This is a genomic window from Actinomadura sp. NPDC048021, from assembly GCF_040653135.1.
GTDB classification, from domain to species: Bacteria; Actinomycetota; Actinomycetes; order Streptosporangiales; family Streptosporangiaceae; genus Spirillospora; species Spirillospora verrucosospora.
Genome location: NZ_JBEZJQ010000013.1, coordinates 239932 through 253974, shown reverse-complemented (window position 1 = coordinate 253974; position 14043 = coordinate 239932). Strand labels below are relative to the sequence as shown.

Annotated in this window: 16 protein-coding genes; 7 read left to right on the top strand and 9 right to left on the bottom strand. The window is 72.1% G+C overall.

Annotated elements, in window-relative coordinates; translation table 11 throughout:
• Nucleotides 1-88: 88 nt before the first annotated feature.
• Nucleotides 89-493, bottom strand: coding sequence for a nuclear transport factor 2 family protein (locus AB0C87_RS23255; RefSeq protein WP_360579440.1), 405 nt, complete (start codon nt 491-493; stop codon nt 89-91).
• A 56-nt stretch (nt 494-549) separates the two neighbouring features.
• Here AB0C87_RS23255 and AB0C87_RS23250 point away from each other — a divergent pair, with 56 nt between their 5' ends.
• On the top strand, nt 550-1119 hold the full coding sequence (locus AB0C87_RS23250; protein WP_360579438.1) for a TetR/AcrR family transcriptional regulator: 570 nt from the start codon (nt 550-552) through the stop codon (nt 1117-1119).
• A gap of 19 nt (nt 1120-1138) precedes the next feature.
• Here the strand turns inward: AB0C87_RS23250 and AB0C87_RS23245 are convergent, their stop codons facing one another.
• A complete protein-coding gene (locus AB0C87_RS23245) occupies nt 1139-1567 on the bottom strand; it encodes an SRPBCC family protein (protein ID WP_360579436.1) in 429 nt (142 codons plus the stop codon).
• Complete coding sequence (locus AB0C87_RS23240; protein ID WP_345174379.1) at nt 1507-2427, bottom strand: LysR family transcriptional regulator; 921 nt, start codon at nt 2425-2427, stop codon at nt 1507-1509. The genes AB0C87_RS23245 and AB0C87_RS23240 overlap by 61 nt, the downstream gene beginning before the upstream one ends.
• 69 nt (nt 2428-2496) lie before the next feature.
• Between AB0C87_RS23240 and AB0C87_RS23235 the strand changes: the two genes are divergently transcribed.
• On the top strand, nt 2497-3024 hold the full coding sequence (locus AB0C87_RS23235) for a hypothetical protein (protein WP_345174381.1): 528 nt from the start codon (nt 2497-2499) through the stop codon (nt 3022-3024).
• On the opposite strand, the gene AB0C87_RS23230 is transcribed toward AB0C87_RS23235, so the two are convergent.
• Nucleotides 2966-3502, bottom strand: coding sequence for an RNA 2'-phosphotransferase (locus AB0C87_RS23230; RefSeq protein WP_345174383.1), 537 nt, complete (start codon nt 3500-3502; stop codon nt 2966-2968). The genes AB0C87_RS23235 and AB0C87_RS23230 overlap by 59 nt on opposite strands.
• A gap of 47 nt (nt 3503-3549) precedes the next feature.
• Complete coding sequence (gene rpsT, locus AB0C87_RS23225; protein ID WP_141577350.1) at nt 3550-3819, bottom strand: 30S ribosomal protein S20; 270 nt, start codon at nt 3817-3819, stop codon at nt 3550-3552.
• Between the two features lie 242 nt (nt 3820-4061).
• Between rpsT and lepA the strand changes: the two genes are divergently transcribed.
• Nucleotides 4062-5903: a translation elongation factor 4 gene (lepA, locus tag AB0C87_RS23220; RefSeq protein WP_345174386.1), complete on the top strand. Its 1842-nt coding sequence runs from the start codon at nt 4062-4064 to the stop codon at nt 5901-5903.
• Nucleotides 5904-5906: 3 nt separating this feature from the next.
• On the opposite strand, the gene AB0C87_RS23215 is transcribed toward lepA, so the two are convergent.
• From AB0C87_RS23215 to AB0C87_RS23205, 3 genes are all read right to left on the bottom strand, one after another.
• On the bottom strand, nt 5907-6440 hold the full coding sequence (locus AB0C87_RS23215; protein WP_353832583.1) for a DUF4870 domain-containing protein: 534 nt from the start codon (nt 6438-6440) through the stop codon (nt 5907-5909).
• Between the two features lie 158 nt (nt 6441-6598).
• On the bottom strand, nt 6599-8002 hold the full coding sequence (locus AB0C87_RS23210; protein WP_360579434.1) for a hypothetical protein: 1404 nt from the start codon (nt 8000-8002) through the stop codon (nt 6599-6601).
• A 92-nt stretch (nt 8003-8094) separates the two neighbouring features.
• A complete protein-coding gene (locus AB0C87_RS23205) occupies nt 8095-8979 on the bottom strand; it encodes a hypothetical protein (RefSeq protein ID WP_345174392.1) in 885 nt (294 codons plus the stop codon).
• A 170-nt stretch (nt 8980-9149) separates the two neighbouring features.
• On the opposite strand from AB0C87_RS23205, the gene AB0C87_RS23200 reads away from it, so the two are divergent.
• On the top strand, nt 9150-9590 hold the full coding sequence (locus tag AB0C87_RS23200) for a hypothetical protein (protein ID WP_353832585.1): 441 nt from the start codon (nt 9150-9152) through the stop codon (nt 9588-9590).
• A 43-nt stretch (nt 9591-9633) separates the two neighbouring features.
• Nucleotides 9634-10842: a radical SAM family heme chaperone HemW gene (gene hemW, locus AB0C87_RS23195; RefSeq protein WP_353832586.1), complete on the top strand. Its 1209-nt coding sequence runs from the start codon at nt 9634-9636 to the stop codon at nt 10840-10842.
• Between the two features lie 20 nt (nt 10843-10862).
• Here hemW and AB0C87_RS23190 read toward each other — a convergent pair whose 3' ends face one another.
• Complete coding sequence (locus AB0C87_RS23190; protein WP_360579432.1) at nt 10863-11675, bottom strand: DUF3097 domain-containing protein; 813 nt, start codon at nt 11673-11675, stop codon at nt 10863-10865.
• A 204-nt stretch (nt 11676-11879) separates the two neighbouring features.
• Between AB0C87_RS23190 and hrcA the strand changes: the two genes are divergently transcribed.
• Together hrcA and dnaJ are read left to right on the top strand one after the other, a co-directional pair.
• Nucleotides 11880-12890, top strand: a complete 1011-nt coding sequence (hrcA, locus tag AB0C87_RS23185; RefSeq protein ID WP_345174401.1) for a heat-inducible transcriptional repressor HrcA — start codon at nt 11880-11882, stop codon at nt 12888-12890.
• Nucleotides 12891-14024, top strand: coding sequence for a molecular chaperone DnaJ (gene dnaJ, locus AB0C87_RS23180; protein WP_353832588.1), 1134 nt, complete (start codon nt 12891-12893; stop codon nt 14022-14024).
• Nucleotides 14025-14043: the final 19 nt, after the last annotated feature.

Below are 14043 nucleotides of genomic sequence, written 5' to 3'. Positions count from 1 at the left end.
GTTCTTCTTGGTCGATGAACCATCTACCGGAGACCTCACTGCGTCCGGCTCACAACACGCCGATGCTCACCCCACTTCGAAACACGCCCTAGGTGAGGGCGTGGATGATGGCGAGGGTGTTCTGGTACTCGCGCCAGCGGGCCACTTTGCCGTCGCGGGCTGTGAGGACGGCGATGAAGGCGGCCGTGGACTGCTTGGCCGTCTGGGTGTTCGTGCCGGTCAGCTCGTACTCCACCACGATCGTGTTCGGGTCGTGGGTGTCGTGGACGGCGAGGGTGCGGCAGGCGTCGAACCGGACGGGGAACGCGGCCCGCTGCGGCTCGGCGAAGTCCAGGAACCGCTGCCTGCCCTCGAATCTGGTCGGGTGGCCGGGCGGTGCGAAGGGGGTCTCGATGACGGCGTCGTCGGTGAGGAGGTCGCCGATGTGGGAGGCCGGGTGGTCGAGCCAACGCTGCTGCATCTGGCCGAACAGTTCGCGTGGTGCGGTCGGCATGGAGCCCTCCTAAGATGAGTGGTGACTCATAAAATGAGGATAGTGAGTCGGGACTCATGTTGTCCAGGGAGGGGCGGCTGATGCGCGCGGACGCGCGGCGCAACCGGGAGCGGATCCTGGAGGCGGCGGAGGAGGTGTTCGCCGCCGCCGGCCCGGACGCGTCGACGGAGGAGGTGGCGCGGCGGGCGGGCGTGGCGATCGGTACCGTCTTCCGGCACTTCCCGACAAAGGGCGACCTGCTGCGGGCCCTGATGAAACGGCTGTTGCAGCAGGTCACGGACGACGTGGCGGAACTCGTCGCCGACGGGGACCCCGAAGGCGCGCTGTTCGAGTTCTTCGCGCGGCTCGTGGAGCGGACCGCCGCGAACCGGGCCGTCGTCAGCCTGCTGGCGGCCGAGGGGACGGAAGTGCCGATCACCGGGCCGCTTGGATCGCTGAGTGACGCGGTGGGAGAGCTGCTGGCGCGCGGGCAGGAGTCGGGCGCGATCGCTGCGGAAATCCGGCTCGACGAGGTGATGGCGTTGCTGGTCAGCGCCTGTCAGGGCGCACTGCACGGAGGCTGGGACGCCGACCTGCGCCGGCGGACGCTGAGCATCATGTTCACCGGCCTCCGCCCGTCCGCCTGACGGCGCCAGGGCCGTCCTTCTAGGGGGTGGGGCCTTGTTCGGCCTTGGTCTTCAGGCCCTCGGCCTCCATCGCCACGTAGCGGCGGAAGAGGCGGCCGGCCAGGAGGGCGAAGAGGGGGGCCAGCGGGCCCTTCTGGTCGAGGGTGAGGCGGACGGTCGACCTGCCGCCGGGGGCGGGGGCGACCTCGTGGCCGCCGGTCGTGGTGATGCCCGCGGAGCGGGACTCCCAGGTGAAGGTCCTGTTCTCGTCGAAGGCGGTGACGGTCCAGACCGTCGCGGGGAGTCTCGGCTGGTGGACGCGGGCGCGGCTGCCGAGAGTGAAGGGTTCGTCGAGGAGTTCCACGCGGTCCATCGAGGCGGTCATGTCGGGCCAGCGTTCGACGTCCTTCAGGAGGTTCCAGACGGTCTCGGGCGGGGCGTCGATGTCGACGGAGGTCTCGAAGTGCACGGAGCGCTCCTCAGCGATGTGCGGACGGCGGCCAGGAGTCCGGTGACGAGGGGGTCGTCGGCCCTGTCCGGCAGGTGGAGAGCGTAGTAGGGGACGGCGGGCAGGTCGATGATCTCGCGCGCCGTCAGGCCCGGGGGAGGGGGGACGCAGCCGTTGACGACGGCGAGGCCGACGCCGAGGGACGCGAAGTGCAGCATCAGGGGCCAGCCCGCGGCCTCGACGGCCAGGGACCAGGGCACCTCGGCGGCGCGCAGGGCGCGTTCGAGGGTGATGCGGTGCGGGCCCTCGGGAGGCGGGACGACGAGGGACGCGCCGGCGAGGTCGGCGAGGGTGAGGTGCGGCCTCGCGGCGAGGGGGTGGCCGTCCGGCATGACGAGGGTCTGGGGGTAGGACGCCAGCGGGACGGAGGCGACGTCGGCGGGCAGCACGTCGAGCACGGCGACGCCGAGGTCGGCGCGGCCGGTGCGGACGGCGGCGAGGGTGCGGGCGCGGTCGCCGTTGATCAGACGGATGCCGGGGCGGACGGCGCCGCCGAGGAGGTAGAGGTAGGCGCCCTCCCCGGCGGCCAGCGCCGGGACACGGGTGGGGGACGTGCCGTGGACGTCCGCGAGGAACGCCGTCATGCGGGCGTCGAGGTCGCGGGCGAAGCGGGCGACCTGCTCCCCGGTGGGGGTGAGGGCCAGGCGGCGCCCGTGCCGGGTGTAGAGGGGACGGCCCAGCGTGTCGCCGAGCCTTCGCACCTTGACGTGCAGGGCGGGCTGGGAGATGTGGAGCTCTTCGGCGGCGCGGGTGAAGTTGAGGTGGTCGGCGAAGACCGCGAACGAGGCGAGCGCGTCCGTGGAGAGGCGGCTCAAGTCCATAGGCAGGGACTATAGCCGCGGAGATGATCGATAGTTCTGTTCTAGGGTGCGCGGGCCGAAGGTTGGGGCATGAACAGCGAACCGCGGCTCGGCGTCGATTTCGGCCGGGTCATCCATGGCGGCCTTCGGGCCCCCGGTGAGGACGACACCGTCTTTCTCGACGGGAGTTTCGAGGAGGCCCTCGCGTCCCCTGCCACCGACGGCGTCTACGAGGTGCTGCCCGGCCTGGTCGAGGCGTTCGGGGGACGGGCGTGGATCATCTCCAAGTGCGGCGACCGGATCCGGGAGAGGACGCTGGCCTGGCTCGACCACCACGACTTCTACGGGCGGACGGGCCTGCCGCGGAGCAACGTGCGGTTCTGCCGGAAGCGGCAGGACAAGGCGCGGCACTGCGCGGAACTCGGGATCACCCACATGATCGACGACCGGCTGGACGTGCACCGCGCCATCCGCGAGATCGTCCCGTACCGGTACCTGTTCGGGCCGAAGGAAGGGCCCGACTGGGTGCGGCACGTCCCCGACTGGGCCGCCGCCGAGGTCATTCGCTCAGATATTCCGGCGGGACCGCGTCGACCAGCCACACCCCGTTCGCGCTGACGCGGAACTCGTGACCGTCGGCCGCCATGCGGCCGGCCTGGACGGTCAGCACGACGGGGGCGCCGCGCCGGGCGCCGACGCGCCGGGCCGTTTCGAGGTCGGGCGACAGGTGGACGGCGTGCCGCCCCATGGGCAGCAGGCCCTCCCGCAGGATGGGGTCGACGGAACGACGCACGGTGCCGTGGTACAGCAGTTCCGGCGGGGGCGTCACCGGCAGGTTCAGCGAGACGGGGACCGAGTGGCCCTGGACGGCCCGGATCCGGTCGCCGGCGAGCTCGTAGCGCTGCTTGTCGTTGACCGCCACCACGTGGTCGAGTTCCGCGCGGGTGAGCGCGAACCCGTGGGCGGCGGCGGCCGAGAGCAGGTCGGCGACGTCCGCCCATCCCTCGGGATCGAGCGTGAGGCCGATCCGCTCGGGGCGGTGCCGCAGGTGCTTGGCGAGATACTTGGAGATCTTGACCGCGCGGCGCTCGTCCATGGACATGCGTCGGGGCCGGCGCGCGGCCGGCCCCGGGCGTGCGGCTCTTACTTGGCCTGCAGGGCGGCGGCCTGCCGGGCGATCGCCGACTTGCGGTTGGCAGCCTGGTTCTTGTGGATGACGCCCTTGCTGACGGCCTTGTCCAGCTTGCGCGCGGCGAACCGCTGCGCGGCGACGGCGTCGTCCACGTTGCCGGCCTCGGCGGCCTCGCGGAACTTGCGGATCGCCGTCTTCAGCTCGGACTTGACGGCCTTGTTGCGCAGGCGAGCCTTCTCGTTCTGCTTGTTGCGCTTGATCTGGGACTTGATGTTAGCCACGTCGTAGAGCCTCAGCTTGGTCGCGATCCTGGGCCTGCGCGTATCGGCAGGCGCTGACGAAAATGTCTGAACGGGGGCGGGACGGTGCCCCCGGGGCACGACGCTACGCCACACGCAGTCGCACAGCTTACCAATCACCGGGGCCGGTCCCAAACCGGACCGTGCACGGAGCATCGGGCGGGACATGGGACTATGGGAGGCACAGATCCCTGTCCACCTGTGAGCATTGCGAACGGACCCCGGTGCCAGCGCCCCAGCCTGACAAGACCGATCCCGCGATCATCCGCAACTTCTGCATCATCGCGCACATCGACCATGGCAAGTCGACCCTCGCGGACCGGATGCTGCAGCTGACCGGAGTGGTCGAGGAGCGCCAGATGCGCGCCCAGTACCTCGACCGCATGGACATCGAGCGCGAGCGCGGCATCACGATCAAGAGCCAGGCGGTCCGGCTGCCCTGGACGGCCGGCGGCGTCGACCACGTCCTCAACCTGATCGACACCCCGGGCCACGTCGACTTCTCCTACGAGGTGTCGCGGTCGCTCGCGGCGTGCGAGGGCGCGGTCCTGCTGGTGGACGCGGCGCAGGGCATCGAGGCGCAGACGCTCGCCAACCTGTACCTGGCGCTCGAGGCCGACCTGCACCTGATCCCCGTCCTCAACAAGATCGACCTCCCGGCGGCGCAGCCGGAGAAGTACGCCGAGGAGCTGGCCGGGATCATCGGCTGCGACCCCGCGGACGTGCTGCGCGTGTCCGGCAAGACGGGCGAGGGCGTCCGCGAGCTGCTCGACAAGATCGTCGAGGAGGTGCCGGCGCCCGTCGGGGACTCCGACGGCCCCGCCCGGGCGCTGATCTTCGACTCGGTCTACGACACCTACCGGGGCGTCGTCACCTATGTCCGGATCATGGACGGGCACCTGTCGCGGCGCGAGAAGAGCCTGATGATGTCGACCGGGGCCGCGCACGAGACCCTGGAGGTCGGCGTGATCTCCCCGGAGCCCAAGCCCGTGCAGGGCCTCGGCGTCGGCGAGGTCGGCTACCTGATCACCGGGGTGAAGGACGTCCGGCAGGCGCGCGTCGGCGACACCGTGACCGGCGCGTCCCGGCAGGCCGCCCAGGCGCTCGGCGGCTACCGCGACCCGAAGCCGATGGTGTTCTCCGGCCTGTACCCGGTGGACGGCGACCAGTACCCCGAGCTGCGCGACGCGCTCGACAAGCTGCGGCTGAACGACGCCGCGCTGGTCTACGAGCCCGAGACGTCCGCGGCGCTCGGGTTCGGGTTCCGCTGCGGCTTCCTCGGGCTGCTGCACATGGAGATCGTCCGGGAGCGGCTGGAGCGCGAGTTCGACCTGTCGCTGATCTCGACCGCGCCGAACGTGGTGTACCGGGTCGTGATGGAGGACGGGACGGAGCACGTCGTCACCAACCCCAGCGAGTTCCCCGAGGGCAAGATCGGCACGGTGTACGAGCCGGTGGTGAAGGCGACGGTGCTGTCCCCGTCCGACCACATCGGCGCGATCATGGAGCTGTGCCAGGGACGCCGCGGCGTGCTGCTCGGCATGGACTACCTGTCGGAGGACCGCGTCGAGATCCGCTACACGCTCCCGCTCGCCGAGATCATCTTCGACTTCTTCGACCAGCTGAAGTCGAAGACGCGCGGGTACGCCTCGCTCGACTACGAGCCCAGCGGCGAGCAGGAGTCCGACCTGGTGAAGGTCGACATCCTGCTGCAGGGCGAGTCGGTGGACGCCTTCAGCCAGATCGTGCACAAGGACAAGTCCCGCGAGTACGGCCTGATGATGACGGCCAAGCTCAAGGAGCTGATCCCGCGGCAGCAGTACGAGGTGCCGATCCAGGCCGCGGTCGGGGCACGTATCATCGCCCGCGAGAACATCCGCGCCATCCGCAAGGACGTCCTCGCCAAGTGCTACGGCGGCGACATCTCCCGCAAGCGCAAGCTGCTGGAGAAGCAGAAGGAGGGCAAGAAGCGGATGAAGACCATCGGGCGGGTGGACGTCCCGCAGGAGGCCTTCGTCGCCGCCCTCTCGACCGGGGGCGGCGACGCCGACAAGGGCAAGAAGTAGCCGCTACTTCAGCAGGGGCCAGGCCACCGGGGCCGGGACGCGCCGGAACTCGCCGCGGTTGGCGGCCCTGCCCGCGTACACCAGGAAGACCATCTCCACGGCCGTGAAGAGCAGCGGCACCCAGATGAGGAAGTCGGCGACCAGCGACAGCAGGCCGAAGACGAACCACACGGCGATGGCCGCGATGCCCATGTTGAGGCCCTGCGCGGCGTGCCTGCGCACGAACGGCGAGCGGGCCTTGCCGAGGTAGACGACGGCCGGGGCGATCACGCCGACGAGGAACTGGCCCACGTACGCCATCAGCGACCACGTCCTCTCGTCGTCGGTGACGGGTCCGAAGTCGCCGGGCATCTGGGCGGTGTTGCTCCCGCCCTGGAAATCGTTCCCGCCCTGAGGCGGCTGCTGCTGCCAGCCCATGCCGCCCTGGGGTTGCTGCGGCTGCTGCCAGGCGTTTCCGGGCTGCTGCCAGGGGGCCTGCTGCTGCTGCCACTGGGGCTGCTGTCCCTGGCCGGGCGACGGGGGGTGCCCGTAGGCCATGGCGGACGTCCTCTCCGGTTCGCTATGAGAGCTATTGGCGAAGTGTATGACTCCTTGGACGTGCGTGAAGTTCGCCCAGGTTCCCGCGAACGGGCGGGCCGTGGCCGATTCGTGCCACGGGCCCGCCCGGGGGACGTCCGGGGACGCCCGGTGCGGTGTCAGGGACGCCAGAGGACGGCGGACGGGGCCGCCTGCGTGAGCGTGACCGAGCCCTTCCACGCGACCGACGAGGGCTGCGGCAGGAACGAGCCGTCCAGGAAGAACCCGCGGTTGATGGACGTCACGGTGGCCGGCGCGCCGTTGTCCCCGGTTCCGGTGGGACGGCGGAGGGCCTCGATGCTCGCGAGGCCGGAGACCGCGGTCCCCTCCGGCAGCTCGACGGTGGTGGCGACGGCGCCGTCACGGTCGATCGACCAGGTCGGCTCGTCGTGGTCGGAGCGGTAGAGCCGGGACGGGTCGGCCTTCAGGCGCACCCCGAGCGCGACGCCCGGGACCGACCCCGACCCGGTCGCGGCGCCCGTCGTCTTGGCGAACTCCACGAACAGGTACGTCCGCTGGTCGCCGACCTCGCGCGTCGCCGGATCGGACGGGTTCTCGATCTTCTTCTCGCGGACCATCTCCTGCGCGGCGATCCGGTAGGTCCACGGCTCGCGGTCCATGACGGCCTCGCGGGCCCGGCCGTCCGGGCGCGTGCCGCCGGCGTCGAGCAGGAAGCGCAGCGGCGGGTCCGGCGAGATCACGTCGCACATGTTGTTGTTCTGGGTGCAGGTCTGCAGGACGGGATGGTCGCCTTCGTAGCGGCCCGTGAACTTCAGGGTCAGGTGCATCGGCGCCTGGTAGACGGCGGTGCCGTCCACGCGCCGGCCGGACGCGTCGACCTCGACCCGGTAGATCCACTCGATGTCGGTCGTCCGGCCCCAGCGGGCCATCAGCGCGGGCGTGTCGGTGCCGCCGTCCTCGTTGCTCCACACCACCGAGTACTCGATGATCTTGTGGCCGGGGACGGCGGCGGGACGGGTCTCGTGCCACGCGAGAAGGGGGGTGTCGGTGGTCGCGTTCTGGTAGGGGTCGCCGAACGGCCAGCCGGTCCGCCCGACGACGACGGGCGCGTGGCGCAGGGCGAGCGCCTCCGCCTCCGGCATGCCGACCGCGGGCCGCCGGAGGGTGACGCGCCGTGCGGCGGGCGCGCTGCCCTTGGCGAACCGCAGTGTCACCTTGTGGCGCCCCTTCCCGACGTGCCCGAGCCCGAGGCTGCGGGGGACCGGGTCGGACGAGGGGACGACGAGGTCGGTCACATGGCGCCCGTCGACGGCGATCGACACGACGGCCGACTCGGCGCCCCGGTGAGCCCAGGAGACGCCGGGGGCGGACGCGGTGAAGGAGATCACCGCCTCCCCGTCCCGGCGGGCGGTGAACGGCAGCGACCGGGCGGGGCCGCCGCGGTGGACGTTGATCGTGCCGGGCGGTCCGGCGGCGTGGGCGGGGGCGGTGAGGGCGAGGGGAGCGCCGGCGAGGGCTGCGCCGGTCACGGCGAGCACTGCATGGCGCGCGCGGCTTCTCATGATCGGGGAACCTAGGCGGCCGCGGTTGCGTTCGGGTGACGGCGAGGTCCCCCGTGGGTGACGGCTCCGTGTGCGCCGGCGAGTCGCGCGGGTCAGGAACCGGCCCACAGCGGCGACAGCCCCGCGGGCACCCCCAGGGACACGCCGGTGAACCGCTCCGCCTCGTCCGCCCCGTCGGGCGCGTGGAGGGTGAGCCCGCAGGCCGCCAGGTGGACCGAGCGGCCGCGCCGGGCGATCTCGTGGCCGAGCTCCCGCAGCAGCGCGACGACGTCGCCGGCGGGCTCGTCGAGCAGGTCGACGCCGTCGAGCCGGAACCGCATCTCGGGGTTGCCGCTCCAGCCGGACGTCCGCGTCCCGCAGATCTGCGCGAGCCGCTCGACGCCGTCGTCGCCCCGCCCGGTGGACAGCGCCAGCGTCCCGCGCCCCACCCGGACGCTGCGGTGCCCGGCCCACCCGCACAGGAACGACGACTTCGGCGGGAGGGTGCCGCACCGCTCGGCGATCGCGGCGAGGGTCGTCCAGGCGTCCGCGGCGCGGGTGGAGAACAGCAGGCTCGCGTCCGGCAGCAGCGCCCCGCGCCCCGGCTCCAGCGTGACCACGAACGGCGGCACGCGGCCGGGGAACCGCGCCGGATCGGCCTCCCGGAGGGTGACGATGCCCTCCCACTCGACGGGCTCGGCCACCGCGAACCAGGTCACCGCGGCCTCGGCGCCGAACTCGCGGAACGTCGCGTCGGTCAGCCGCTCGGCGACCGCCTCCCGCAGGCCGTCGGCCGTCTCGGCGAGCCGGCGGCGCCACCACGCCGGTTCCGGGTCGGAGCGGCCGCGCGGGGACCAGCGCGTCCCCGCGCCGGCGAAGTCCGAGCGCCGCTCGGCGCCCGCGTCGTCCACCAGCACCCAGTGCCAGCCGTCCGGCTCGCCGCGCAGCAGCACCCGGGCGGGAACGCGTCCCCGGCCGGTCGCACCCTCATTTCGCATCCCGACGACCTTATCCGTATTCGTTGCGGCTCCTCAGGCGGTCGGCGACGCAAGTCGCGCCGGTCGGCCGCGACACGGCGGCGGCTGCTTGGCATGGGCGCCGATGGCGGTACGGTCGGACGGGTACGGCGCCTTGATCAACCGAACCCGGCCGACCTCGCGGAGGCAGCGTGACCCACCCCGACCAGGTTCTGCGTTCCGAGAAGGAGCGGGAGACGGTGAACGGCGCCGTGCGCGCGCTGCGTTCGGCCGCCCCCGCGGGCTGGCAGCGGCTCGACTTCGAGTTCCGCGCGACGGTCGGCATCGACAGCGCCTCCTTCGAGGTCGAGGGCCCGGGCGGCGGGCGCCGCACGGCCCTGCCCCCGGGCCAGGCCGTCGGGAAGATGGACGAGCTGCGCCGCGTCATGTACCGGGCCGACAAGGGCGCCTGGTTCACCGCGCGCCTCCAGGTCGAGCGCTCCGGCCACTTCAGCGCCGAGTTCGACTACGACGGCGAGCCCGACTTCACCCCGCCGCTGGCCCCGTCCGCGTACGTCCAGGACCTCGACCGCTTCCCCCGCGCGGCCGAGCACGTCCCCGACTGGCTCCGCGACAAGCTCGGGGACGCCTGACCGCCCGGTCGAAGCAGGCGGCGGAGCGGGGCAGACTGGACAGGTGCCCTCGACGCTCCCTGACGGAGATCCCGTGCCGGCCGACGGTGCGCTGCCCGGCGCTGCCCTGGACGGCCTCGGAAAGCGCCCGTTCGCCTTCTACGTGCACGTGCCCTTCTGCGTGACCCGGTGCGGGTACTGCGACTTCAACACCTACACGGCGACGGAGCTCGGCCCAGGGGCGAGCCGCGACTCCTACGCCGACACCGCGATCCGCGAGGTCCGCATGGCCCGGCGAGTGCTCGGCGACGTGGACCTTCCCGTGGAGACCGTCTTCGTGGGCGGCGGCACGCCGACCCTTCTCCCGCCGGACGACCTGGGCCGCGTCCTTTCCGCCATCGACGCCGAGTTCGGGCTCGCCCCGGGCGCGGAGGTCACCACCGAGGCCAATCCGGAGTCGGTGGACGAGGCGTACGTCGCCGGACTCCGCGAAGCCGGCTTCACGCGCGTCTCCTACGGCATGCAGAGCGCGCGCGAGCACGTCCTGGCCGTCCTGGAACGCGCGCACACGCCCGGACGCGTCCCGCAGGTCGTCGAGTGGACGCGCAAGGCGGGTTTCGAGCACATCAACCTCGACCTCATCTACGGGACGCCAGGGGAGACCGACGACGACTGGAGGGGCTCCCTGGAGGCGGCCCTGGCGGCGGAGCCCGACCACGTGTCCGCCTACGCGCTCATCGTCGAGGAGGGCACCCGCCTGGCGGCGCAGGTGCGGCGCGGCGAACTGACCGCCCCCGACGACGACGCCATGGCCGACCGCTACCTGATCGCCGACGAGCTGCTCAGCGGCAACGGCCTGCACTGGTACGAGATCTCCAACTGGGCCGCCGACCCGCGCGCCGCATGCCGGCACAACATGCTCTACTGGACGGGCGCCGACTGGTGGGGCGTCGGCCCGGGCGCCCACAGCCACGTCGGCGGCACCCGCTGGTGGAACGTCAAGCACCCCGCCGCCTACGCCGCCCGCCTCGCCGAGGGCACCACGCCCGCCCACGCCAGGGAGATCCTCACCGACGAGGACCGGCACATCGAACGCGTCATGCTCGAACTGCGCCTCGCCCAGGGCTGCCCCGCCCACCTCCTGGACGACGGCGCCGCCCGCAGAGCGATAGCCGACGGCCTGGTCGAGCCCGCCCCCTACGAGCAGGGCCGAGCCGTCCTCACCCTCAAGGGCCGCCTTCTGGCCGACGCCGTGGTCCGGGCCCTCACCTGACCTCCTCCAGGGGCCCTGGGCTAGGCGGTCACGAAGTCGATGAGTTCCTCCACGCGGCCGAGGAGGGCGGGCTCCAGGTCGGTGTAGGCGTTCACGGAGCCGAGGATGCGTTTCCAGGCGGCGCCCGTGTCGTCGCCCCAGCCGAGTTCGGCGATCACGCCCTCCTTCCAGGGGACGCCGCGGGGGATGCGGGGCCAGGCGCGGATGCCGACGGACGCGGGCTTGACGGCCTCCCAGATGTCGATGAAGGGGTGGCCGGTCACGAGGACGTGCGGCGAGGTGACCCGGGCGGCGATCCGCGACTCCTTGGACCCGTCCACGAGGTGGTCGACCAGGACGCCGAGGCGCCGTCCCTCCTCGGGGGCGAACTCCTCGACGATGGCGGGCAGGTCGTCCACGCCTTCGAGGTACTCGACGACGACGCCCTCGACGCGCAGGTCGTGGCCCCAGATCTTCTCGACCAGCTCGGCGTCGTGGAGGCCCTCCACGTAGATGCGGCTCTCCTTGGCGACCTGCGCCCGCAGGCCCCGGACGGCGATCGACCCGGAGGCCGACCGCGCCGGGCCCGCGGGCGCGGCGGAGGGCCGGACGAGGGTGACCGGTTTCCCGTCGATGAGGAACCCGGACCTGGTCAGCGGGAAGACCCGGCGCTTGCCGAACCGGTCCTCCAGGGTGACGCCGAACTTGTCGCAGCCGACCACGGCGCCGCAGAATCCGCTGTCGGGATCCTCGGCGACCAGGCCGGGCTCGGCGGGGACCTCCGGGATCTGGCCTTTGCGGGGCCGCCGCCAGTCGCCGCCCAGCACGTCGTTTCCGTAGTTCTTACTCCGCACAGATCCGCACATTAACCGGGCGGGACGCCCGTGCGGCGCCGCCCCGCGTTCTTCGGCGTGGCGGCGGTTTCCGGGCCGGATAGGATCACGCAGCCATGCGGAGAGTGCGGGGGCGCTCCAGTCGAGCCGTCCGGGCCGTAGACTTGGCACTCGAAAGCAAGGAGTGCCAGTGGCACGGACCGGCCGGACGAAGGAGGTGACATCGTGCTGGACGACCGGAAACTAGCGGTCCTGCGCGCCATCGTCGAGGACTACGTCTCCACCAACGAGCCGGTGGGATCCAAGGCGCTGGCCGACCGGCACAACCTCGGGGTGTCGCCCGCGACCATCCGCAACGACATGGCGGTGCTGGAGGAGCAGGGCTACATCGCCCAGCCCCACACCAGCGCCGGGCGCGTCCCCACCGACAAGGGCTACCGGCTGTTCGTCGACCGGCTGTCCACGATCAAGCCGCTGTCGGTCGCCGAGCGCCGCGCGATCGAGACGTTCCTGTCGGGGGCCTACGACCTCGACGACGTCGTCGGCCGGACGGTGCGGCTGCTCGCGCAGCTGACCCGGCAGGTCGCGGTGGTGCAGTACCCGTCGCTGACCCGCTCGGCGGTCCGGCACGTGGAGCTGGTCCCGGTGGCGGAGGGGCGGCTGCTGCTCGTCCTGATCACCAACACCGGCCGGGTCGAGCAGCGGGTCATCGAGACCGGGCAGATCTCCGAGGAATCGATCGGCCACCTGCGGGCGTTGCTCAACACGTGCCTGGACGGGCTCGGCTTCGGCGAGGTCCCGGCGGCCGTGGCGGACCTGCCCGACAAGGTGGGCCCGGACGAGCGGCCGGTGGCGGCGGCGGTCCTGTCGGTCCTGCTGGAGACGCTCGTCGAGAAGCACGAGGAGAAGATCGTTTTCGCCGGGGCGGCCAACCTCGCCGCCGTGGACTTCTCGCAGAGCCTGCGGGAGGTGCTGGTGGCGCTGGAGGAGCAGGTGGTCCTCATGCGGCTGCTCGGCGAGACCGGCGACTCCTCTACAGTTACGGTGCGGATCGGCACCGAGAACCCCGACCTGGGGCTCAAGTCGACCTCGGTCGTCGCCGCCGACTACGGGGTGGGCGACCTCACTCTGGCCCGGCTGGGAGTGCTCGGGCCGACACGCATGGATTACCCCAGCACGATGGGAGCGGTACGGGCAGTGGCACGCTACGTGGGACAGATCCTGGCGGGGTCGTAAGTGGCGAACGACTACTACGCGACCCTGGGCGTCCGGCGGGACGCCAGCGCCGACGAGGTCAAGAAGGCCTACCGCCGGCTCGCGCGGGAACTCCACCCGGACGTCAACCCGGATCCGGAGACCCAGGAGCGGTTCAAGGAGATCACCCAGGCCTACGAGGTGCTCTCCGACCCCAAGAAGCGCGAGATGTACGACCTCGGCGCGGACCCGTTCGCGTCCGCGGGCGGGGCCGGGGCCGGCGGGTTCGGCGGCGCCGGGTTCCCGTTCAGCGACATCATGGACGCCTTCTTCGGCACCGCGACCTCGCGGGGCCCGCGGTCGCGCGCGCGGCGCGGCCGCAACGCGACGCTGCGGGTCGAGCTCGACCTCGCCGAGACCGCGTTCGGCACCACCCGCGAGCTGTCCATCGACACGGCGGTCGCCTGCACGACCTGCGAGGGGTCGGGCTGCGCGCCCGGCACCCACCCGGAGACGTGCGAGACGTGCCACGGCCGCGGCGAGGTGCAGCAGGTCCAGCGCTCGTTCCTCGGCCAGGTCATGACGGCCCGGCCGTGCCCGGCGTGCGGCGGCTTCGGCTCGGTGATCCGCAACCCGTGCACCGAGTGCTCCGGCGACGGCCGGGTCCGCACCCGGCGCACCGTCAAGGTCAAGATCCCGGCCGGCGTGGAGAACGGCATCCACATCCAGCTCGCCGGCGAGGGCGAGATCGGCCCGGGCGGCGGCCCGCCCGGCGACCTGTTCCTGGAGATCGTGGAGAAGCCGCACCCGATCTACGAGCGGGAGGGCGACGACCTGCACTGCACGGTCGAGATCCCGATGACGGCGGCGGCGCTCGGGACCAGCGTCACGATCGAGACGCTGGACGCCGCCGAGAGCGTCGACATCAAGCCCGGAACGCAGTCGGGCCAGGTCATCACGCTCTACAACCGTGGCGTCCGGCACCTCAACGAGAGCGGCCGCGGCGATCTGATGATCCACGTCAACGTGGAGACGCCGAACAGGCTCGACGAGGAGCAGGAGGAGCTGCTGCGGCGGCTCGCGGTGCTGCGCGGCGAGGAGCGCCCGCCCGGCAGGTTCGCCCCCGGGCAGCGCGGCGTGTTCTCCCGTCTCAAGGACGTCTTCAACCAGCACTGAAGCGCGGTGGCGGCGGCCT

Excerpts from the sequence above, each read along its gene's own strand:
- AB0C87_RS23215 (WP_353832583.1), bottom strand. The coding sequence starts at position 6,440 with ATGGCCTACGGGCACCCCCCGTCGCCCGGCCAGGGACAGCAGCCCCAG.
- AB0C87_RS23255 (WP_360579440.1), bottom strand. The coding sequence starts at position 493 with ATGCCGACCGCACCACGCGAACTGTTCGGCCAGATGCAGCAGCGTTGG.
- AB0C87_RS23235 (WP_345174381.1), top strand. The coding sequence starts at position 2,497 with ATGAACAGCGAACCGCGGCTCGGCGTCGATTTCGGCCGGGTCATCCAT.
- AB0C87_RS23250 (WP_360579438.1), top strand. The coding sequence starts at position 550 with ATGTTGTCCAGGGAGGGGCGGCTGATGCGCGCGGACGCGCGGCGCAAC.
- AB0C87_RS23230 (WP_345174383.1), bottom strand. The coding sequence starts at position 3,502 with ATGGACGAGCGCCGCGCGGTCAAGATCTCCAAGTATCTCGCCAAGCAC.
- AB0C87_RS23240 (WP_345174379.1), bottom strand. The coding sequence starts at position 2,427 with ATGGACTTGAGCCGCCTCTCCACGGACGCGCTCGCCTCGTTCGCGGTC.
- AB0C87_RS23205 (WP_345174392.1), bottom strand. The coding sequence starts at position 8,979 with ATGCGAAATGAGGGTGCGACCGGCCGGGGACGCGTTCCCGCCCGGGTG.
- AB0C87_RS23210 (WP_360579434.1), bottom strand. The coding sequence starts at position 8,002 with ATGAGAAGCCGCGCGCGCCATGCAGTGCTCGCCGTGACCGGCGCAGCC.